This window comes from Pseudomonas sp. ASL8, from assembly GCF_056680355.1.
In genome coordinates this window covers 2,970,719-2,992,215 of record NZ_CM155278.1, presented here as the reverse complement: position 1 = coordinate 2,992,215, position 21,497 = coordinate 2,970,719, and the positions used below count along the sequence as shown (strand labels likewise).

General features: G+C 58.4%; 21 protein-coding genes. 9 read left to right on the top strand and 12 right to left on the bottom strand.

The annotated features are described in order from the left end of the window. Positions 1–11 precede the first annotated feature (11 nt). The 6 genes from AC1MEA_RS13750 to AC1MEA_RS13725 all read right to left on the bottom strand — a co-directional run bounded on the left by AC1MEA_RS13750 (position 12) and on the right by AC1MEA_RS13725 (position 7,252). Entirely contained in the window at positions 12–2,477 is a 2,466-nt protein-coding gene (locus AC1MEA_RS13750; protein ID WP_449633648.1) for an EAL domain-containing protein, read from the bottom strand. Between the two features lie 232 nt (positions 2,478–2,709). Next, positions 2,710–4,527, bottom strand: coding sequence for an ABC transporter ATP-binding protein (locus AC1MEA_RS13745; protein ID WP_449633647.1), 1,818 nt, complete (start codon positions 4,525–4,527; stop codon positions 2,710–2,712). Continuing rightward, entirely contained in the window at positions 4,520–5,122 is a 603-nt protein-coding gene (locus AC1MEA_RS13740; RefSeq protein ID WP_449633782.1) for a DsbA family protein, read from the bottom strand. The genes AC1MEA_RS13745 and AC1MEA_RS13740 overlap by 8 nt, the downstream gene beginning before the upstream one ends. Positions 5,123–5,158: 36 nt before the next feature. Beyond that, positions 5,159–6,097: an oxygen-dependent tRNA uridine(34) hydroxylase TrhO gene (gene trhO, locus AC1MEA_RS13735; protein WP_219063898.1), complete on the bottom strand. Its 939-nt coding sequence runs from the start codon at positions 6,095–6,097 to the stop codon at positions 5,159–5,161. A 290-nt stretch (positions 6,098–6,387) separates the two neighbouring features. After that, the gene (locus AC1MEA_RS13730; protein WP_219063899.1) at positions 6,388–6,687 is read right to left on the bottom strand and encodes a BolA family protein; all 300 of its coding nucleotides are present in this window, start codon (positions 6,685–6,687) and stop codon (positions 6,388–6,390) included. Between the two features lie 34 nt (positions 6,688–6,721). Next, positions 6,722–7,252, bottom strand: a complete 531-nt coding sequence (locus AC1MEA_RS13725; RefSeq protein ID WP_219063900.1) for a DUF2059 domain-containing protein — start codon at positions 7,250–7,252, stop codon at positions 6,722–6,724. Between the two features lie 173 nt (positions 7,253–7,425). On the opposite strand from AC1MEA_RS13725, the gene AC1MEA_RS13720 reads away from it, so the two are divergent. Continuing rightward, the gene (locus AC1MEA_RS13720; RefSeq protein ID WP_480416481.1) at positions 7,426–8,820 is read left to right on the top strand and encodes a class II fumarate hydratase; all 1,395 of its coding nucleotides are present in this window, start codon (positions 7,426–7,428) and stop codon (positions 8,818–8,820) included. After that, complete coding sequence (locus tag AC1MEA_RS13715) at positions 8,813–9,427, top strand: NAD(P)H-dependent oxidoreductase (RefSeq protein WP_219063902.1); 615 nt, start codon at positions 8,813–8,815, stop codon at positions 9,425–9,427. The genes AC1MEA_RS13720 and AC1MEA_RS13715 overlap by 8 nt, the downstream gene beginning before the upstream one ends. 58 nt (positions 9,428–9,485) lie before the next feature. On the opposite strand, the gene AC1MEA_RS13710 is transcribed toward AC1MEA_RS13715, so the two are convergent. Further along, positions 9,486–10,445 (bottom strand): DMT family transporter, encoded by a 960-nt coding sequence (locus AC1MEA_RS13710; protein WP_449633646.1) that lies wholly within the window; start codon positions 10,443–10,445, stop codon positions 9,486–9,488. A 232-nt stretch (positions 10,446–10,677) separates the two neighbouring features. On the opposite strand from AC1MEA_RS13710, the gene AC1MEA_RS13705 reads away from it, so the two are divergent. Next, positions 10,678–10,890 carry a DUF6316 family protein gene (locus AC1MEA_RS13705; RefSeq protein ID WP_480416480.1) on the top strand — a complete coding sequence of 71 codons (213 nt, stop codon included), beginning with the start codon at positions 10,678–10,680 and terminating at the stop codon, positions 10,888–10,890. A gap of 3 nt (positions 10,891–10,893) precedes the next feature. On the opposite strand, the gene AC1MEA_RS13700 is transcribed toward AC1MEA_RS13705, so the two are convergent. Both AC1MEA_RS13700 and AC1MEA_RS13695 read right to left on the bottom strand, forming a co-directional pair. Then, the gene (locus AC1MEA_RS13700; protein WP_480416479.1) at positions 10,894–11,499 is read right to left on the bottom strand and encodes a tRNA-uridine aminocarboxypropyltransferase; all 606 of its coding nucleotides are present in this window, start codon (positions 11,497–11,499) and stop codon (positions 10,894–10,896) included. A 9-nt stretch (positions 11,500–11,508) separates the two neighbouring features. Next, the gene (locus AC1MEA_RS13695; RefSeq protein WP_219063906.1) at positions 11,509–12,402 is read right to left on the bottom strand and encodes a LysR family transcriptional regulator; all 894 of its coding nucleotides are present in this window, start codon (positions 12,400–12,402) and stop codon (positions 11,509–11,511) included. Positions 12,403–12,689: 287 nt separating this feature from the next. Between AC1MEA_RS13695 and speB the strand changes: the two genes are divergently transcribed. The 6 genes from speB to AC1MEA_RS13665 all read left to right on the top strand — a co-directional run bounded on the left by speB (position 12,690) and on the right by AC1MEA_RS13665 (position 18,305). Further along, positions 12,690–13,640 (top strand): agmatinase, encoded by a 951-nt coding sequence (gene speB, locus AC1MEA_RS13690; RefSeq protein ID WP_480416478.1) that lies wholly within the window; start codon positions 12,690–12,692, stop codon positions 13,638–13,640. A gap of 9 nt (positions 13,641–13,649) precedes the next feature. After that, positions 13,650–14,054: a YybH family protein gene (locus AC1MEA_RS13685; RefSeq protein ID WP_480416477.1), complete on the top strand. Its 405-nt coding sequence runs from the start codon at positions 13,650–13,652 to the stop codon at positions 14,052–14,054. A gap of 42 nt (positions 14,055–14,096) precedes the next feature. Further along, on the top strand, positions 14,097–15,608 hold the full coding sequence (locus AC1MEA_RS13680) for a purine-cytosine permease family protein (RefSeq protein WP_219063909.1): 1,512 nt from the start codon (positions 14,097–14,099) through the stop codon (positions 15,606–15,608). Between the two features lie 100 nt (positions 15,609–15,708). Then, complete coding sequence (locus AC1MEA_RS13675; protein WP_480416476.1) at positions 15,709–17,103, top strand: sodium:solute symporter family protein; 1,395 nt, start codon at positions 15,709–15,711, stop codon at positions 17,101–17,103. Positions 17,104–17,175: 72 nt separating this feature from the next. Then, positions 17,176–17,907 (top strand): MBL fold metallo-hydrolase, encoded by a 732-nt coding sequence (locus tag AC1MEA_RS13670; RefSeq protein ID WP_480416475.1) that lies wholly within the window; start codon positions 17,176–17,178, stop codon positions 17,905–17,907. A 137-nt stretch (positions 17,908–18,044) separates the two neighbouring features. Further along, positions 18,045–18,305, top strand: coding sequence for a hypothetical protein (locus tag AC1MEA_RS13665; RefSeq protein ID WP_322181047.1), 261 nt, complete (start codon positions 18,045–18,047; stop codon positions 18,303–18,305). A 129-nt stretch (positions 18,306–18,434) separates the two neighbouring features. Here the strand turns inward: AC1MEA_RS13665 and AC1MEA_RS13660 are convergent, their stop codons facing one another. From AC1MEA_RS13660 to AC1MEA_RS13650, 3 genes are all read right to left on the bottom strand, one after another. After that, the gene (locus AC1MEA_RS13660; protein WP_306823067.1) at positions 18,435–18,557 is read right to left on the bottom strand and encodes a PA1414 family protein; all 123 of its coding nucleotides are present in this window, start codon (positions 18,555–18,557) and stop codon (positions 18,435–18,437) included. A gap of 210 nt (positions 18,558–18,767) precedes the next feature. Then, positions 18,768–19,691: a DMT family transporter gene (locus AC1MEA_RS13655; RefSeq protein ID WP_480416474.1), complete on the bottom strand. Its 924-nt coding sequence runs from the start codon at positions 19,689–19,691 to the stop codon at positions 18,768–18,770. Between the two features lie 168 nt (positions 19,692–19,859). Further along, complete coding sequence (locus tag AC1MEA_RS13650; RefSeq protein WP_449633781.1) at positions 19,860–21,224, bottom strand: DNA recombination protein RmuC; 1,365 nt, start codon at positions 21,222–21,224, stop codon at positions 19,860–19,862. Between the last annotated feature and the right edge of the window lie 273 nt (positions 21,225–21,497).

Below are 21,497 nucleotides of genomic sequence, written 5' to 3'. Positions count from 1 at the left end.
CGCACTGCGTATTAGCGGAATGTTCCTGGCACCCTGAACAACAAAGGTGCAGGGCGAACCGGCCGGGTATACAGACTTTCACACGTAAACACTTGCGGACGCTGGATAATGTAGCCCTGCGCGAAATCGACGCCGATCTCAAGCAGTGCCTGTTCAATCTCCGGGGTTTCAACAAACTCGGCGATGGTCCGTTTACCCATCACATGCCCGATATGGTTGATCACTTCGACCATGGCGCGATTGATAGGATCATCCAGCATGTCTTTGACAAAACTGCCATCGATCTTCAAAAAGTCTACCGGCAGATGCTTGAGGTAGGCGAACGATGACATCCCGGCACAAAAGTCATCCAGAGAGAACAGACACCCCAAGCCTTTCAGCTCATTAATAAAACGGATGGCACTGCCCAGGTTTGAAATGGCACTGGTTTCAGTGATCTCAAAACAAATCAGGTCGGGCGGTATTTGGTACGTATCGAATTGCTCTTTCAGGTACTCCAGAAAGGCATCATCGCCAATACTGGTCCCCGACAGGTTGATCGCGCACATGGCCATCGGCCCGCTGTGCTTTGCCTCGCGCAGGCATTGCGCGATGACCTTGAATACATTCTGCACCACCCAGCGATCCAGCGTGGTCATCAGGCCATAGCGCTCGGCGGCCGGAATAAAGCTGTCCGGCAGAATCATCTGACCTGTTTCATCGCGCAGTCGCAGGAGAACTTCGATGTGCCCTCCAGCATGCTCACTGACATTCCCGAGGTCGGCGATTTCCTGGGAGTACAGGCAGAACCGATTTTCTTCGAGAGCCATGTGCAGTCGCTGAACCCAGGCCATTTCGCCGAAACGCATGGACAGTTCCGAATCGTCTGCGTGGTAGACCTGCACCCGGTTGCGGCCCTTCTCTTTGGCCATGTAGCACGCCATGTCGGCAGTGCGCAGTGAGGCCTCAAGGGTGGTAGGCACATGGGCAATATGCACCAACCCGACGCTGATGGTGGTGACGAAAGGCCGACCTTTCCAGACAAAGTGCAGGCTTTGCACGGTTTGACGAAGGCTTTCAGCGATGATTTCCGCCGTTTCCGGCGGGCAGTTTTCCAGAAGGATGCCGAACTCATCACCGCCCAGGCGCGCCAGAGTGTCGCCTTCGCGCAGGCCCTGTTGCAGCAAGGTACAAATGTGCCGCAGCAACTCATCCCCCGCCGCGTGACCACTGGTGTCGTTGACCAGCTTGAATTGGTCCAGATCGAGAAACAACAGTGAATGGCGACCGGCCTGACGTGCCAGATTATTGAGGGCCTGCTCCAGCCGATATTCAAACTCGCGCCGGTTGGCCAGCCCGGTCAATGCATCATGGGTCGCCTGCCAGGACAGATTGGCGATGTATTGCTGCTCTTGGGTCATGTCATGCAGGACCAGCACGGCACCGCTGACCTTGCCGTCGGACTGGATCGGCGAACCCACCAGCGCTACTGACACCGTGGTGCCGTCCAGACGCTGAATAGACCGCGAATGTTCGCTGGCGCCGCTCAGCTTGCCACCCAGGATGTGCTCTATCAGGGTGAAACTGTCTTTCTGGTCGTTCTCGTCCAGCAGATTGAACAGCGCCGCCAGCGGCAAACCGCTGGCCTGCTCGGTCTTCCAATGGGTCAGATGCTCGGCGGCCGGGTTCATGTAAGTGATCGAACCCTCGACATCGGTGGTGATCACCCCGTCGCCGATGGACTCCAGCGTGATTTGCGCCCGCTCTTTTTCCAGTTGCAGCGCACTGGCGAAAGCGTGCCGCTGTGTCAGCAATTTATGCGTGCGCAACAGTGCCAGAAGAATCAGCACCACTGCCGTTGCCAAATTAGTGATCAGCAACAGGCGCAGAATGAACCGCGAGCCCTCCCCCAGCGCATCGCTGAAGGCTTTGGCCGCGGGTGTCACGCCCTCGTTGATCGCATTGATCTGAGACTTCCAGCCGCGCACATCATCGTTGGTCGCATTGCCCTGGCTGATACGGGTATGCATCTGCCGGGCAACGGCATCGAGTTGTACCAGGTAGCCGTCACCGACTTTCCACAGCTCAATGGCTTTTTCCATGTAGCTGAAATGACGAAAATTCAAATACAGCCAGATAATACTCGGGACGTCATCCGGGTGGTTTCCGCCTTGCAGGATGCCGAGACGAGCCGCTCCGATCTCCGGGATCGACCCGTCGAGCGCGACCCGTAGGTCATGGCTACCCTGCGGAATGGCGATGGCTTGCTGGTACTTCTGATAATGCTGCTCATCCCGACTGTTGGCGTACAGGTTGAGGTAGTAAATGGCATCCTTTTGCCCTTTGGACCACATGCTCTCGCCCGCGACATACCCGCGAACGGCGGACAGCACATACAAGCTCACGCACCCCAGAAGCGCCTGGAACAGCACGACCGCTATAAATGGCCAAACAATCCCCAACAGACGGGGCCTCTCCAGAATCCGCTTTTCCTTCATGGTTTCCCTTACATAAGCGTTTCTGATACTCACCCTGCAGCTTGAGTGATAGTCCTGAACAGAGCCTAGGCTAAAACCGGACAAGACGGCAGACCATTTTCTCAAATTTGAGACGTGCTACCGCCTGACGGAGTCCTTTCGTTGGCGGTCCATATAAGAGATAGAGGGCTTAAAAGAAATTCGTAGCGCTAGATTTATTCATAACCGGATCTTCGGCAAGACCGTTTGGTGATTATATTTGCTGCAAATGACCGTACAGCTTTGCGTACAGGCCACCCTCGGCGATCAATTGGTGGTGGTCGCCCTCTTCGGCAACGCGTCCACCATCGAACACCAGGACCCGATCTGCCTGTTTCACCGCTGACAGGCGGTGGGCAATGATCAGGGTTGTCCGGCCGCTGAGGAAGCGCGCCAAGGCCTGGTGCAGGTTGTATTCCGTCGCGGCGTCGAGTGCCGAGGTGGCTTCGTCGAGAATCACGACTTTGGGGTCGGCCAGGACCATGCGCGCAATCGCCAGCCGCTGACGCTGACCACCGGACAAGCGCACGCCAGAACGCCCGACGATGCTGTCCAGCCCCTGCGGCAGGGCGCTGATGGTGTCGTCGAGCTGGGCGATTTCCAGCGCGCGCCAACAGGCTTCATCGGTGCGCTCACGGCCCATGGTCAGGTTGGCGCGTACCGTGTCGTTGAACAACGCCGGATGCTGGAGCACCACCGCGACGTGTTCGCGCACGGTTTCCAGACCGATCTCCTGCTGGCTTGCGCCGCCAAACCGGATGCTGCCCGCTTGAGGCGTATACAGCCCCAGCAACAGTTGGACCAAGGTGCTTTTGCCACCCCCACTGGCGCCTACAATCGCAACCTTCTCTCCCGGGGCGATCGACAGGTTCAATTGATCCAGCACCAGCTCTTCGCCATACCCAAAACTCAGGCCTCGCACCTCGATATCGACCGTTTCCCGACCGGTGAACGGGTCTGTACCGCCGGGGTATTGCGGCTCATCGGCGCGCGCCAGCAGCTCGTTGATGCGGGTCAACGCCCCGCCTGCCGCGTAGTAGGCGTATTGCAGATTGAGCAGTTGCTCCACCGGACCGATCATGAACCACAGGTAGCTGAACACCGCGAGCATCTGGCCGATGGACAGGTCGGAAAACAATACCGTGAGCATCGCCGCCGCGCGGAAGATATCGATGCCGAACTGGAACAACAGCCCACTGGCCCGGCTTGAAGCGTCGCTTTTCCATTGGGAGGCGATGGCGTAGTTGCGAACCTCTTGCGCCCGCACCCCCAGGCGTCCCAGAAAAAAGCCCTGGCGATTACCGGCACGCACTTCCTGAATCGCATCCAGGGTTTCGGTCAGCGCTTGGGTGAAGCGAGAGGTGCTGTCGTTCTCGAGCTTTTTCAGGTGTTTGACCCGCTTGCCCAACTGCACCGTGGCGTAAATCACCAATGGGTTGAACAGCAGGATCAGCAGCGCCAACTGCCAATGCATCCACACCAGAATGGCAGCGGTGCCGGTCAGGGTCAGCATGGCGACGAGGAAGCGGCTCAGGGTTTCGCCGACGAATTTGTCCAGGGTGTCGAGGTCGGTCACCAAATGCGTGGTGACCGTGCCACTGCCCAGGCTTTCATACTCGCTGAGGGAGATGCGTTTGAGGCGCTCGATCAGACGAATCCGGATGCGGTAGACGATGTCCTTGGCCAGCCGGGCGAACAGGCGCGCCTGCAGCACGTTGAACACCAGCGCCCCCAGGCGCAGGGCAAACGTCACCAGCAGCATCAGGCCGATGTAGCCCACGGCCTTTTGCAGGCTGTCGGGCAGCAGATGGTTCATGAACTTAAGCGCTGAATCGCCGTGCCCGAGCAGCACTTCATCGACCAGCAAGGGCAGGAGCAAAGGGATCGGCACACTGCACAAGGTCGCCAGCACAGCCACGCCGTTGGCGATCCACAGGGCCTTTTTATGATGAAGTGCCAGACGGCGAATTTCGGCCCAGCTTAGTCGATCGATACGAGGTGCAGCTTCAGGGCGGCTCGGTTGCTCATGCACAGGCAGCGCGCTCCAGCCAACGGCCGAGCAACGGAGCTAATTGGTCGAGAGGTTGATAACCGTTGGTCAGTAACGCCAACTGACCGTTGCGCTCGGCGAGCAAGGTCGGGAAGCCGGCGATGCCCAGATCCTGTACCCAGGTAAAGTCCGCTGCCGTGGCCGCACGCTGTTCAGGACTGTCGAACGCCTCGGCAAATTCGATTCGGGGCAAACCGGCCTGTTCCGCCAGCTCCACCAGAACCGAGGCACGGGTCACATCGCGGCCTTCGACGTAGAACGCCTGCTGAATCAATTTGACCAGCGTCCAGGCGCTGTCCGGATCGAGGTCTCGCGCCGCGACCAGTGCGCGGCAAGCCGGCTCGGTGTCGTAAACGAAACCGTCCGGCAGCGCGCCCTCAAAACGAAAAGGCTGACCGGTGGTGTTCGCCACCGCTTGCCAGTGTTCGAGGATATAGCGCTGTGTGGTGGGCTCCAGCGCCGCACCACTGCCCGTGCGCAACCCGCCCGCCACCAGATGCAATGCAACGCCCGCCGCCTTCGCCTGTTGCACCAGGGCCTCGGCCACCGGAGCAAAGCCCCAGCACCATGAGCACATAGGGTCCATCACGTAGAGCAGGCGGGCTTGCATGTCTCAGGCCTCTGTTGGCAGTCGGTAGTTGCGACCAATCGGGTGCGGTTGATTGCGTGCCTTGGCCAATTCGATCTGCTTTTGCCGATCGATGGCGCTGCGGCGAGTCTTCTCGCTTAATTTATCCCAACAGTGCGGGCAACTGATACCCGGCACGTAGTGTTCGCTGGCACGGTCCTCAGCGCTGATCGGGGTCCGGCAGGCGTGGCACTGATCGTAATCCCCTTCGCTCAAGTCGTGGCGCACGGTGACGCGGTTGTCAAAAACGAAGCAGTCTCCACGCCATAAGCTGTCTTGCTGCGGCACTTGCTCAAGGTATTTGAGGATGCCGCCCTTGAGATGATAGACCTCATCGAAGCCCTGGCCGAGCATGTAGCTCGAGGCTTTTTCGCAGCGAATGCCGCCCGTGCAAAACATGGCGACTTTCTTGTGCTTGGCTGGGTCGAAGTGGGCTTTGATATAGTCCGGGAACTCGCGAAAACTGGTGGTTTTCGGATCGATGGCGCCTTCGAAGGTGCCAATCGAGACTTCGTAATCATTGCGGGTGTCGATCAGCAGGACTTCCGGATCGCTGATCAGCGCGTTCCAGTTTTCCGGATCAACGTAGGTGCCGACATTCTTGTTCGGGTCGACGCCTTCGACGCCCAAGGTGACGATTTCTTTTTTGAGTTTGACCTTGGTGCGATAGAACGGCTGATCATCGCAGTACGATTCTTTGTGATCGATATCGACCATGCGTGGATCGTTTTTCAACCAGGCCATCAAGCCGTCGATGCCTTCGCGGGTACCGGAAACGGTGCCGTTGATGCCTTCTTCAGCGATGAGCAGGGTGCCTTTGATGCCGTTATCGACCATCGCCTGCAACAGCGGTTCGCGCAGGGCGACGTAATCGGTGAGGGTGACGAACTTATACAAAGCCGCCACGACAATCTTTTGATTCATGCTGCGTCTCCAGGTGGGTGCTCTCGCAAAGAGCCGACCCGATGCTAAAAAAAACGCGCCGGCTGATGCGGCGCGTTGTGGATTCTAGCAAAACTGCAGTGTCTGAGACAGGCATCGAATCTGACTCTGGCCTAAGGTCGTAGCAACTGAGTTCATCACGCCAATCGCTGATCCCCTGTAGGAGCCGACTTGTCTGCGATCGGCCGCGTAGCGGTCGCAAAAATCGAAACATTGCGCAGCATTCGAAATATTTTAAGGTCCTTCGGCCCTTATCGCAGACAAGTCAGCTCCTACAGTTTGCTACCACCAGCGCAGGTCGGTGAGTCTGGAGCCGCACCGGTTTTCGCCCATTCTTCAGGCGTGTAGGTGTGCAGCGCCAGGGCGTGGAATTCGCCCATCAAATCACCCAGCGTGGCGTAAACCTTCTGGTGACGCTTGACTGCATTCAACCCGGCGAACTGATCACTGACCAATACCGCCTTGAAATGGGTCTGCAGACCACGGCTGTGCATGTGACTTTCATCAAGCACTTGCAGATGCTGCGGCTGCAAGGCGGCCAGAGCCGCCTCGATTCGCTGTTGCATGGTCATATCTGCCTTCATTAACGATTAACGTCAACTGCGCTTATGGCTTTTTGGCCGGAGCAGCAGGAGCAACGGCTTTTGCCGGTTCCAGTTCTGCAGTCATGTCAGCCAGCAATTTGTTGACGACAGGCACTGCGCTTTCCAGTTTGCCTTGGGTCAATTGAGCCGACTGCTGAGTCAGTTCAGGCATCTTGGTCAGCACTTTCTTGCCCAATGGGGACTGATAGAACGCGACCAGATCCTTCAACTCGCTTTCGGTGAAGTTGGCGGTGTAGAGCTTGACCATGTCTGGCTTGAGTTTGTCCCAGCCGATAGCGCGATCCAGGGCTGCGTTGGCTTTGGCCTGATAGGTCTCAAGCAAGGCTTTTTTCGACTCAGGGGCTTTGGTTTCGGCAAAGCGCTGCTGGAACATTTGCTGCACTTGCATGTAAACCGGTGTGCCCAATTTGTCGGCATGAGCCAGCTTCAGGAATGTTTCAGCACTGGCGTTATGGCTGGCGGTGTCGGCAAAAACCTGGCCGCTGGCGCATACCAGAGCAACCGCGGTACAGATGGCACGAAGACGGGTCATCGAGTTTCCTTATCATCTAGCAGGCGAGGCAGAACCCCAAGACCGGCCATTCTGCGCCCATGTCTGCTTACGGCTCAACCCCCGACTGGCGAGCGGTTAAAAACGGAGCTTAGGGAACCCAACCCGGTTAACTGAGCCTAAACTTTGCAATCAGACCTTAAGGAGTGAGCCCGATGAGCCGTATCGAGACCGACAGCATTGGCCAGATAGACGTACCTGACGATGCCTACTGGGGGGCACAGACTCAACGCTCACTGATCAATTTCGCGATTGGCAACGAGCGTATGCCACTGGCCGTGTTGCATGCCCTGGCGCTGATCAAGAAAGCCGCCGCGCGAGTCAACAACCGCAACGGCGACCTGCCCGCCGACATCGCGCGCTTGATCGAACAATCGGCTGACGAAGTGCTCAACGGTCAGCTGGACGAACAATTCCCCTTGGTGGTCTGGCAGACCGGCAGCGGCACCCAGAGCAATATGAATGTCAATGAGGTGATCGCAGGGCGCGCCAACGAGCTGGCCGGCAAAGGGCGCGGTGGCAAAGCGCCAGTGCACCCCAACGATCACGTGAACCGCTCCCAAAGCTCCAACGATTGTTTCCCGACGGCGATGCACATTGCGGCGGCGCAAGCGGTTCAGGAGCATCTGCTGCCGGCGATTGCCGAGTTGTCCGGCGGGCTGGCCGAACAGTCGACGCGGCACATGAAACTGGTCAAAACCGGGCGCACCCACCTGATGGATGCCACTCCGATCACCTTCGGCCAGGAGCTCTCGGCGTATGTCGCGCAGCTCGATTACGCCACACGGGCGATTCGCAGTGCGTTGCCTGCAGTGTGTGAACTGGCTCAAGGCGGCACCGCTGTCGGTACCGGCCTGAACTCGCCACACGGGTTCGCCGAAGCGATTGCCGCCGAATTGGCCGCCCTTTCCGGCCTGCCGTTTGTCACTGCGCCGAACAAATTTGCCGCGCTGGCCGGTCATGAGCCACTGACCACGTTATCGGGCGCCCTGAAAACCCTGGCCGTGACCCTGATGAAAATCGCCAATGACCTGCGCCTGCTAAGCTCTGGACCACGTGCCGGGCTGGCCGAAGTGAGGCTGCCGGCCAATGAACCTGGCAGCTCGATCATGCCCGGCAAGGTCAACCCGACTCAGTGCGAGGCGTTGTCGATGCTGGCCTGTCAGGTACTGGGCAATGACGTGGCCATCGGCTTCGCGGCCAGTCAGGGCCATCTACAATTGAACGTGTTCAAGCCAGTGATCATCCACAACCTGCTGCAATCGATTCGTCTGCTGGGTGATGGCTGCAGCAATTTTCAACAGCATTGCGTTGCCGGCATGGAACCGGATGCCGCGAAAATGGCGGAACACCTGGAGCGCGGTTTGATGCTGGTGACCGCACTGAATCCACATATCGGCTACGACAAATCGGCGCAGATCGCCAAGAAAGCCTACAGCGAGGGACTGACCTTGCGCGAAGCGGCCCTGGCATTGGGTTATCTGACCGAAGAACAGTTCGACGCCTGGGTGCGTCCGGAAAACATGCTGGAGGCGGGCAGCAATGGGTGATCCGAAAAGCGGCGCCACTCCACTGGAAGGGGACGGCAAACGCATCCTGATGATTTTTGGTACGCCGAAAACCATCAGCCTCTGCCACGCATTGGGCGAAGCGTATGCCCGAGGCGCACGCAGCGAGGGGCATGTGGTGCGAATGCTCAAATTAGGTGAGTTGGAGTTCGATCCGGTGCTGCGTTACGGCTATGAACAGAGCCAAACCCTGGAGCCTGACCTGTTGGAGGCTCAACGACAGATTCATTGGGCCCAGCACGTAGTGTTTGTTTACCCCATCTGGTGGGGTGGCCTGCCAGCGTTGCTCAGCGGCTTTTTCGACCGGGTATTTTTACCCGGCTTTGCGTTCAAGGCCCACGGTCGCAAACACCCATCGAACGAGCTGCTCAGAGGGCGCACCGCAGAGATACTGGTGACCATGGACACCCCGCCGCGCTACTTCCGGTGGGTCTATGGTGCCCCGGCGCACCGGCAGATGGTGCGCACGATTCTGGATTTTTGCGGGATCAAAACCCAGCGCTTGAAAGAGTTCGGCCCGGTGCACAGCTCGTCTGAAGAGCAACGACAGAAATGGTTGCGAGAGGCCGAGCAGTTGGGCCGGGTTTAGGCGGCGACCTTTTCAGGACGCCTTGGCGAAAGGGCCGACACGCTCCACCTGACACCGATCAAACTCCGGCCATCCTGGCCCGCCGTGCTCGCAAGCCCGCCATCAACGAGGGGCCCAGGGCCGTGAGGGCCGAGCCGAGTACCACCAACACCGCACCGCTGTAGCCCAACCCATTAATGTCTTCGGCCTGCACATAGTCAGGCCACAACCAGGCGGCGGTCGCCACGGAAGCAAAAGTCACCAAGGGTGTGATCGCCAACGTCGCACTCACCCGCGACGCTTCCCAATGGGCCAGCGCTTCGGCAAAGGCACCGTACGCCACCAGCGTGTTCAAGCAGCACGCCAGCAATAACCAGCCTTGCAACGGGCTCAGCTGCAACGCCTCCATCGGGTGCGCCCACGGCGTCACCAACAGTGCGCAGAACAGGTAAATCACCATCATCACTTGCAGCGAGTTCCACACCGTCAGTAACTGCTTCTGGCTCAAGCCATAAAACGCCCAGACAGCGGACGCCAGCAGCACCGTGAGAATCCCGGCCGTGTAGTCGCCCAGCGAGGTCAGCAACTCGATCAACCGCTGATTGAAGAACAGGCCAAAGCCGATCAGCAGGACCAGTAAGCCTATCCCCTGCCCCAGACTGAAACGCTCCTTGAACAGGAAAATACTGCTGATCAGCAGCAGGACCGGCCCCATCTGGATCACCAGTTGTGTGGTGCCCGGACTGAGCATTTTAAGGCCGATCAAATACAGCACGTAGTTGCCCACCAACCCGCAGACCGCAAGCGCCACGAGCCCTTTGCCCTTGCGCCCCAGCACTTTGAAGCTTGGCAGACGCCCCACCGATGCCAGCCAGATAAACAGCAGCGAACCGGAAACCAGTAGCCGAAACCAGGTCACCGTGACCGGATCCATCACTTGCAATACTTGCTTGAGCTTGACCGGCAGGATGCCCCACAGCACCGCTGTCACCAACGCCAGTGACAGGCCGTACAACCAGCGCCCAGAAGAGACATGCATCGCAGAGCATCCTATAAACGAGCCGTAAAAAGGCAGTACAGCAGAGCCGCCATTCTAGGCGCGGTTTGGCCCGCGACACAGGGACAGTTGTGCGCAGAGATTTCCGCAAAGTGTGTTAATTGATGGCCGCCGGCCACTTATCCGATGTATTCCTACCTGCTATTGGCAAGATTTAAACTAGGCTTTGTCCGCCACCACAGCTGTCCACTACGTCCAATCTCAGGAAACGACCATGTTCGGAAAGCGCGCACAAGACCCAGTCCCGACCGTCCACTACCGCTGTGATCGTGTTTCGCTGGTCAATGGGCAGTACTTTTTCAGTACCCGGGAAAACACCCTGGAAGGCCCGTTCCCAAGCCGCACCGATGCGGAGCGTGAAACCGATGCCTATATCCAGCGAATGCAGCGGATCAAGGCAGAGCAACAGTCCTCACTGAACCGCTGATGCTTAAAGATGGTTACGCTGATAGGTGTCCTCGCCCATCGCCGCAATTTGCCCGTCGATAAGCGCCTCGAAAGGCCGCAATAGCGCCTCGAACGTTTTTGGCGCCTCCAATGTCTGCAACGCCTGGACAATGGCTTCTACTGTCGACAACGCACCCGGCCCCGGCGCTTTGCGCAATCGATAGCGTGAAGGCACGGCTTGCGCCAGGGTCACCCGGGGCAAGGCCGCCAACAGCGGATTGAGGTGCAGTAACTTGCGCGCCTTACGCCAGGTGCCGTCCGGCACTACCAACAACATCGACGTACTTCCCGCCTCACCGCCTTCGCTTCGGTAAGCCTCCAACGGTTGCGCATCGTCGGCGGGGAACAGCAGCCTTGCCTGATAACCGGGCGGGTTCAACAGCGCAGACAAGTCATCGAACACTTCCCCCACAATCAACTCGGCATTGTTCAGCCCCAGCGCCGCCAGCCGTGCGGTGCTCAGGGCGTGATTGACTTCGCTCGGGTGCTGCAAAATCAACACCCGGGTGCGGCTGTCGAGGTGCGGGATCAGCGCGCACAGGCAATGAGTTTCAGGTCGCAGGCAGCGGGCGCATTGGGCACGGGACATAGGTTCTCCTCAGCTCTGATTGAGCTGCGCCTTGAGCAAGTCACGGAAAGTCTGGATCAACGGTTCGCGACTGCGCCCACGGCGCACGATCATCGAGAACGGCGCCTGGTAGCCGAACGTCGCGGGCAGCAACACCCGCAGATGACCGGAGTCCGCCCAGGCTTGCGCATAATGCTCCGGCAGGTAGCCGATATAGGCGCCGGACAGCACCAGAATCAGCTGCGCCTCCATACTTTCCACCGTCGCAGCGCTGTGCTTGAAGCCATGCCGCGCCAGCTCGGCCTGGCTCCAGTAACCACGTCCGACCATGCGCTGCTGAGTGATGACTTGCTCGGGGATGCGCCGTTCAGTGAACAGTGGATGGCGATTGCTGCAATACAGCCAGTGTTGCTCGCGGTACAACGGCTGATAGACCAACCCGCTCATGCGTGTGGAAAAGGCGCCGATGGCCAGATCGAGCCGATTGTCCTGCACGCCGAGCTGCAATTCGTAGGGACTCATCACTGACAGGTGCAAATGCACCGCCGGATGTTCCTGGCTGTAGGCGCCAATGGCTTCGGCGAACGGCAGTGCACGGTCACTGACAGTGGAGTCGATCACCCCGAGATTGAGCGTGCCACGCAGTTCGCCTTTGAGGGCGGCGGCGTATTGCTCGAAATCCTCCAGTTCACCGAGCAGACGCAGGGTTTCCTGATGGAACAACTCGCCCTTGCTGGTCAGGCTGAAACCGCCCCGCCCACGATGGCACAACACCAGCCCCAAGGCCGCTTCGAGCTGACTCATGTAGGTGCTGATGGCCGAGGTCGACAGGTTGAGTTCCTGCTGAGCGCTGGCAAAACCCTGATGCCGCACCACGCTGACGAAGATGCGCAACAGTTTCAGGTCGGGTAACGCGTTGGCCATGGTGGTTCCGGGTATTTACAGACCTGGCTCAATCTCCTGTAGGAGCTGGCTTGCCTGCGATCGAGTGCAAAGCGCTCGCAAAAAGGGTGAATTCATTACCGTAGGAAGGTCGTTCCGACCTTATCGCAGACAAGTCGGCGCCTACAGAGGTTGCGTACGGCACAGTCTAACTGTGATTCCCTCGATAGTTTAGAAATCTCTGAACTAAGTATTTTGCCTCAGCGATTCTTTCAATCCTTCGTACTTTGCAAAATCCGCCTAAATCACAACAACGATGAGGCAATCCCGTGGAAAAGATTTTTCACCAACCACTGGGCGGCAACGAAATGCCGCGCTTCGCCGGCATCGCCACCATGATGCGTCTACCCCACCTGCAATCGGCTGCTGGCCTGGATGCCGCCTTTGTTGGCGTCCCGCTGGACATTGGCACCTCGCTACGCCCTGGCACCCGTTTCGGACCGCGCGAGATTCGCGCCGAGTCGGTCATGATTCGCCCGTACAACATGGCCACCGGCGCTGCACCTTTCGATTCCCTGTCCGTGGCTGATATCGGCGACGTCGCGATTAACACCTTCAACCTGCTGGATGCCGTGCGCATCATCGAGGAGTCCTACGACAAGATTCTCGAACACGATGTCATCCCCCTGACGCTGGGCGGTGACCACACCATCACCCTGCCCATCCTGCGTGCTATCCACAAAAAGCATGGCAAGGTCGGACTGGTACACATCGACGCCCACGCTGACGTCAATGATCACATGTTTGGCGAGAAAATCGCCCATGGCACAACCTTTCGCCGCGCAGTAGAAGAAGGCCTGCTCGATTGTGATCGTGTGGTGCAAATTGGTCTGCGCGCTCAGGGTTATACCGCCGAAGACTTCAACTGGAGCCGCAAACAGGGCTTCCGTGTGGTTCAGGCGGAAGAATGCTGGCACAAATCCCTCACCCAGCTGATGGCTGAAGTCCGTGAGAAAGTCGGCGGCGGCCCGGTGTACCTGAGCTTCGATATCGACGGCATCGATCCCGCTTGGGCTCCCGGTACTGGCACCCCTGAAATCGGCGGCCTGACCACGATTCAGGCGATTGAAATCATCCGTGGCTGCCAGGGCCTCGACCTGATCGGTTGCGATCTGGTAGAAATCTCGCCGCCTTACGACACCACCGGTAATACCTCGCTGCTGGGCGCTAACTTGCTGTACGAAATGCTCTGCGTACTCCCCGGAGTTGTGCACCGCTGAGGGATGACCATGAGCGACCGTGATGATGTCCTGCAAGCCGCCGCCGACCTGGTGACGGCGTTTGCCAAAAATGATCGCGAAGCCTACTTCGGTGCCTTCAGCACCGATGCGAGCTTCGTGTTTTACACCCTCGAACAACCGTTGTTGTCGCGCGATGCCTATCAGGCGTTGTGGGACAGCTGGCGGTTGGAGGGGTTTGAAGTACTCCGCTGCGTTTCCAGTAATGCTCACGTCAGCCTGCAAGGCGACGTCGCGATTTTTATCCATGACGTTGCCACCGAGCTGCGCATGCAAGGGGAGCAAAGCCTTAGCCAAGAGCGCGAAACCATTGTGTTCCGCCGACAACAATCCACTGAAAAACAACAAGAAGGCCGTTGGCTGGCCTGCCATGAACATTTGTCCGCACTCCCTTAAGGCTGCCACCTCCTTAGCCCAATGAAATGATCGGAGCAGATCATGAATAACAACAACAACGACCAAAGCATCAACAGCATCGAGACGTTCGGGGTTGAACAGATCCCCGATCACGCACGTACCGCGACACCCCGCGACCTGTTCCGGATGATTTTTGGTGGGTCCAATACCTTTGCGACCGCCGTACTCGGCAGTTTCCCGGTGCTGTTCGGCCTGTCTTTTCAGGCCGGCGTCTGGGCAATTGTGCTGGGCGTACTGGTCGGCTCGATCATCCTGGCACCCATGGGCCTGTTCGGTCCGATCAATGGCACCAACAACGCGGTCTCTTCCGGCGCGCATTTCGGTGTGCACGGGCGAATCGTCGGTTCGTTCCTGTCGCTGTTGACCGCTATCGCGTTCTTCTCGCTGTCGGTATGGAGTTCGGGCGATGCCTTGATCGGCGGCGCCAAGCGCTTGATCGGCCTTCCGGAAAACGACCTGACCCTGGGCCTGGCCTATGGTTTGTTCGCGATTCTGGTGCTGACCGTGTGTATCTACGGCTTCCGCTTCCTGCTGTGGGTCAACAAGATCGCTGTGTGGAGCGCCAGCCTGTTATTCCTGCTGGGCATCTTCGCCTTCGCCGGCCCTTTCGACATCAACTTTGCCGGCAGCGTCAGCCTGGGCAAAGAAGGTTTCTGGGCAGCCTTTATCGGTTCTGCACTGGTCGCCATGAGCAACCCGATTTCTTTCGGCGCGTTCCTCGGAGACTGGTCGCGTTATATCCCGCGCGAGACGTCGAAAACCAGAATCATGCTGGCCGTGATCATCGCTCAGGCTGCCACGCTGATTCCGTTTCTGTTTGGCCTGGCCACGGCGACCATCGTGGCAATCAAAGCACCTGATTACATTGCGGCAAATAACTATGTCGGCGGTCTGCTGGCCGTTTCACCGACCTGGTTCTTCTTGCCGGTGTGCCTGATCGCGGTGATCGGCGGGATGTCGACTGGCACCACTTCGCTGTATGGGACAGGCCTGGACATGTCCAGCGTGTTTCCACGGGCGTTGTCACGAGTCAAAGCCACCTTGCTGATCGGCGTGATGTCGATTGCCTTCATCTTCATTGGCCGCTTCGCTGCCAACCTGGTGCAGAGCGTATCGACCTTCGCCGTGCTGATCATCACCTGCACCACGCCCTGGATGGTGATCATGATCATCGGCCTGCTGGTGCGTCGCGGTTTCTATTGCCCGGACGATCTGCAAGTGTTCACCCGCGGTGAAAAAGGTGGCCGCTACTGGTTCACCCACGGCTGGAACTGGCGCGGCCTGGGCGCCTGGATCCCAAGCGCGCTGGTGGGCCTGTGCTTCGTCAACCTGCCGGGGCAATTCGTAGGCCCGCTGGGCAATCTGGCGCAAGGTATCGACATCAGCCTGCCCGTAACCCTCGGCCTGGCGTCGGTGATGTACTTCCTGCTGCTGAGCCTGTTCCCGGAAACATCGCTGGTGTATGCGCCCACCGACCCACGCCGCCAAGACAACAAAGCCGCTGATACCGCCACACTGCGACAAACCGTCTGATCCATCAACGCTCGCGGCGGGCCTGCCTGTGTGACCCTGCCCGCCGCGACGCCGCGTCAGATTTGCGCTTCAACATAAAAAAAATAATAGGAAACCCTCCATGGCTTTAGATATTTTCGTCGTCCTCATTTATGCCGCTGGCATGCTGGTGCTCGGCTGGTACGGCATGCGCAAAGCAAAAACCCACGAAGACTACCTGGTCGCCGGGCGCAATCTGGGCCCAACCCTGTACATGGGCACCATGGCAGCCACCGTCCTCGGCGGCGCGTCCACCGTCGGCACCGTACGTTTGGGGTATGTGCACGGGATTTCCGGTTTCTGGCTGTGCGCGGCCTTGGGTCTGGGGATCATCGCGCTGAACCTATTCCTCGCCAAACCACTGCTCAAACTGCGCATTTTCACCGTTACCCAAGTGCTGGAAAAACGCTATAACCCGATGGCCCGTCAGGCCAGCGCGGTGATCATGCTGGCGTATGCACTGATGATCGGCGTGACCTCGATCCTCGCCATTGGCACCGTGATGCAAGTGCTGTTCGGTTTACCGTTCTGGGTATCGGTATTGCTCGGCGGCGGTGTCGTGGTGGTGTATTCGGCGATTGGCGGCATGTGGTCGTTGACCCTGACCGACATCGTTCAGTTCGTGATCAAGACCGTTGGCCTGATGTTCATCCTGTTGCCGATCTGCCTGTACCGCGTTGGCGGCTGGGATCAACTGGTCGCCAAGCTGCCAGCGTCGAGTTTCAGCTGGACCACCATCGGCTGGGACACCATCATCACGTACTTCCTGATCTACTTCTTCGGCATCCTGATCGGCCAGGATATCTGGCAGCGTGTGTTCACTGCGCGCACTGACAAGATCGCCAAGTACGCGGGCTCCATCGCCGGGGTTTACTGCATTTTTTACGGTCTGGCCTGCGCGCTGATTGGCATGGCCGCTCATGTATTGCTGCCGGACCTGGACAACGTCAACAACGCTTTCGCCGCCATCGTTAAAGTCTCGTTGCCCGACGGCTTGCGTGGCCTGGTCATCGCCGCTGCCCTGGCCGCCATGATGTCCACCGCCAGCGCCGGTTTGCTCGCCGCATCGACGACCCTGACCGAAGACCTGCTGCCACGCCTGCGCGGCGGCAAACAGTCGAGCCTGGGCATCAACCGCCTGTTTACCCTGCTCACGGGCCTTGTGGTACTCGCCATCGCACTGGTCGTTAATGATGTGATCAGCGCCCTGACCCTGGCCTATAACCTGCTGGTGGGCGGCATGCTGATTCCATTGATCGGCGCAATCTACTGGAAGCGGGCGACCACCTCGGGGGCGATCACCAGCATGGCACTGGGCTTCCTGACTGCACTGGCGTTCATGCTCAAGGACGGTTTCGACGCCAACACCCCGATCTACTACAGCCTGTCGGTCGGTTTGATCAGCTTCGTGGTGGTCAGCCTGTTATCACCCCGCCCCATGACAATGGCTAATACGGTCAAGCCCCGCGCAGCCTGAATCTGGATTACCTTGAGCGGGTGGCACGCATGGCGTTCCACCCGTTTTTTTGGCGCAGAGGAAAAGACCTCGATGAAAATCGTCAGCCGCGACACATGGTTTGAAGTGAAGCCCCTGCATGATGGCGTCAGTCTGATTCATGAGCCCTATATCCGGCCCTTCTATCGCTGCAATCTGTGGCATATCCGGGGGCGCGACAAAGACCTGTTGGTCGACAGCGGCTCCGGACTGGTCAGCTTGCGTGAGCAGTTGCCGTGGCTGACAGAGCGGCCCTTGCTGGCCGTGGCCAGCCACTGCCATTTCGACCACATTGCCGGTCATCATGAGTTCGCTGAACGGCTGGTACACCCTGCCGAAGCGCAGATTCTCGCTGAACCCGATGGCGACAACACCTTGGCCACCGCCTTCGTCGGCGATGACATGTTCGAAGCACACCCCGACTGCCCGCTGTGCTACGCCGAATACCGGGTCAAAGCCGCGCCTGCCACACGTCTGATCGAAGAAGGCGACGTGCTCGATCTGGGCAACCGGGTCTTGCAGGTGCTGCACACGCCAGGCCATTCGCCGGGCGGCATCAGCCTGTGGGAAGCCGCAACGGGCACTCTGTTCAGCGGCGATATCGTCTACGACGGCCCGCTGATCGAAGACGCCTACCATTCCAACCTGGACGACTACGTCACCAGCCTGCAGCGCCTGCGTCAGTTGCCGATCCGCACCGTGCACGGCGGCCACTTCCCGAGCTTTTCAGGGGAGCGCCTGCGGGAGTTGATTGACCAGTGGATGCGTGACCACGCGACCAGGTAAATCTCCGACACCTGATACACCACGGATTGAGCTAGCCTGATGGAGTAGTGGCCTACCCACGCTATAGGCCGCGCACGATTCCCTGGTTTCGGCAGTACCGGGTTAACTCTCTGGACATCGCAGAAACAGGGGCTTTCATGGAGCGGCCAGACATTCAGCAGCGCGTCTACAACACCTTGGGTGTCATGCTGATCGATAAGTCCGAGATACGCGAAAACGCAACGCTCAGGGACTTGGCGCTGGACGATCTCGAGGTAGAGGATTTACTCGACCAGCTGGAATTTGATTTCGACATCATCTTCCCGGCCCGCATCAAAGACCGAATCTACAAAGTACCAGAGCATCTGACCCTGCAAATTCTGGTCGACGTGATCCTGGTGCTAAGCACAAACGACTGAAACTCAAAGGTTTTTTTGCGAGAGACAAGAACGTAGTGGCCTGGTTCTGCGATTGATTTAGTCAACAGCGAAACCGGGCCTTTTTAATGCCAGCAGATGAAGCACTGTAATAATGAAACCGTCGATAACTTACCGACGCGGGCGCCGCCGTTCATCATCAGTGCGGATAGGAATGGGCTGGAGTTTTGGCCGTTCGATCAGGCCCAAGGCAACTCCGAGGTCATGGAGCCATTCTTGCAATTTACTGTTCATCACGCCCCCCTTCAGGGAAATACTCAACGACTGACATCAGATAGCCGCGTCTTATTCATCATAGTGCCGGTATCTACTTTACGCCTGCTACAGAGCGTCGCGGAAAAGAATTTGTGACATATAAACTCATTTTACGTAGCGCTCGTCGTTTCACGGCCCAAGGAGGCTGTCACTGAGAGGTAAGCCCGGATTCTCTGATCATGTGGTCAATCAAGCCCTGGGCTTAAAACGGCGGCGTATCCACTGCTCGCCGCTGACCAGCGTAATCCCCAACAGCACCAATACTGCCCCGATCACGAAGTTGAAGCTCAACGGTTCATTAAGCAGAAGCACGCCGAAGGTCACGCCAAACAGCGGTGTCATGAATGAGAACACCGCCAGATTTGACGCCAGGTAACGGCGCAGCAACCAGAACCAGATCAAATAACTGAAGAAGGAAACAACCAGCGCCTGAAACAGCACGCTGGCGACTGCGACAGGCGTCAGGGTCACGTGGCTGACCTGACCATTGCTGACGGCAATCAGCAACAAGGCGACAAAGCCGACCATCAGTTGATAGAACAAGGTCAGCGTCACCGGCGTTTCAGACAGCCGCGACGCCCGCACCACCACCGTGGTTGCGCCCCACGCCATGCCCGCAAGAACACCCAGTGTGTCGCCGATCAGCATATTGCGGTCCATGCCACTCAATGACAGGCCGCCAACAAAGGCCGTGGTGATGCCTGCGAACGCGAGAAAAATGCCCATCCATTGCAGGGTGCGCAAGCGTTCGCTGGGCAGCAGCCAGTGCAGGCCCAACGCAGTGAATACCGGAGCGGTATAAAGAAAAACCGACATGTGTGCCGCCGAGGTCAATTGCAGGCCCTCGGAGATAAACAGGAACTCGAGTGCAAACAAGGCACCGGCGAGTAGACCGCCGCGCCAGGTACTGCTCATGTGCCGCAGACCACCACGCCAGACCATAAGAATGCCCACCAGCAGCGCGGCAATACCCGAGCGACCAGCAGCCTGCATGATGGGTGCTATATCCGGCGCAGCCCACTTGATCATCACTTGTTGCACGCCCCAGATCAGGCAGAGGCCCAGCATGACTTGCAAGGCAAAAGCATCGGCACTTTTACGCGGCGCACTCATGATTGAACGTGATACAGGCTGAACATGGCAGATCCAGATAGGCAAAATGTTGTGAATTATTGATCAATCGGTCGAAAAATGTGTGGGCAAAAGCGACATTGGTTTATTTAAAAGAATCAATTACGACAGGGAGAGGGTCTTCGCAAATGAATTCGCTTCCACTCAGGATCACTCAGGCAACTGCACCACCCCGTCGTCATCGGTCATCGCCCTTTCAAGCAGGTCCGCTGGCAGGTTTTTACTGGCGCGAGCACCCAGTAGCTTCAGTTGCTCGCTGCGGCTGACCAGGTTGCCGCGCCCTTCGGTGAGTTTGTTGCGGGCGGCCCCATAAGCTTTGTCCAGCTGTTGCAGGCGGTTGCCGACTTCGTCCAGGTCCTGGATGAACAACACGAACTTGTCGTACAGCCAGCCTGCCCGCTCAGCGATTTCCCGCGCGTTCTGGCTCTGACGTTCCTGCTTCCACAGGCTGTCGATCACGCGCAAGGTGGCAAGCAAGGTGGTCGGGCTGACGATCACGATGTTGCGATCGAACGCCTCCTGAAACAGGTTTGGCTCCGCTTGCAACGCGGCGGAAAAGGCCGCTTCGATGGGCACGAACAGCAACACAAAGTCCAGGCTGTGCAAACCTTCGAGTCGCTTGTAATCCTTGCCCGACAGGCCTTTGACATGGTTGCGCAAGGACAGCACATGCTGCTTCAACGCGGCTTGACCAATCACCTCGTCATCGGCGCTGACGTACTGTTGGTAAGCGGTGAGACTGACCTTGGCATCGACTACCACTTGCTTGTCGCCGGGCAACATAATCAGCACATCCGGCTGAAAGCGCTCGCCATCCGGGCCTTTGAGACTGACCTGCGTCTGGTATTCACGCCCTTTTTCCAGCCCTGCATGCTCAAGCACCCGCTCAAGAATCAATTCCCCCCAATTACCCTGGGTCTTCTGGCCCTTGAGTGCGCGCGTCAGGTTGGTGGCTTCATCGCTCAAGCGTTGATTGAGCTGCTGCAGACGCTCCAGCTCTTTGCCCAGCGAGAAACGCTCGCGAGCTTCCTGCTGATAGCTTTCTTCAACGCGTTTTTCGAAGGACTGAATCCGCTCTTTCAACGGATTGAGCAACTGCCCCAACTGCTGCTGGCTGGTCTCGGCGAACCGCTGTTCGCGCTCATCGAAGATCTTCCCGGCCAGCTCGGCAAACTGCGCACGCAATTCATCACGCGACCCTTGCAGATCGCTCAGGCGCTGTTGATGGCTTTCCTGCTGCTCGCGCAATTCGGCGCTCAGCGATGCACAGTGCGCGTCAAGACGGCGCAGCTCGGCTTCTTTGCTGGCACGCTCCAGACTCCAGCCTTGAGCGGTTTCGTGGGCGTTATCGCGCTCCTGACGCAGCAGTTCGACTTCCCGGCGCACCGCCGCGAGGTCAGCCTGTTTGGCCGCATTGGCGTGGCTCAGGTCACTGATTTCGTCACGGCTGGCGTCGAGCTGGGCGCCAAGGCCATCTTGAGCCAACTGCGCAGTACTCAGACGCTCGTCGAGCAGCGCCGCGTCGGCCTGCTGCTGCGCCAGCCGCCGCTGCAACTGCCAAGCCAAGGCCAGCAAGGGCAATGCCGCGCCAGCAAGGCCAAGCAGCAGGCTGGTCAGGTCAAATGCCATAAAAACTCCGGGGGTTATAACGTCTTTGCGCTGAGGGGCAGCGTGCCGGGCATTATGCTTAGAACAGCCCGCCAGGGCGACAGTCGGTGCCCTTATCCGAGCCGATTAATTCCAAAAAGAAATAGCGGGCGCCATTGATAAACGATCATTTCCACGGGG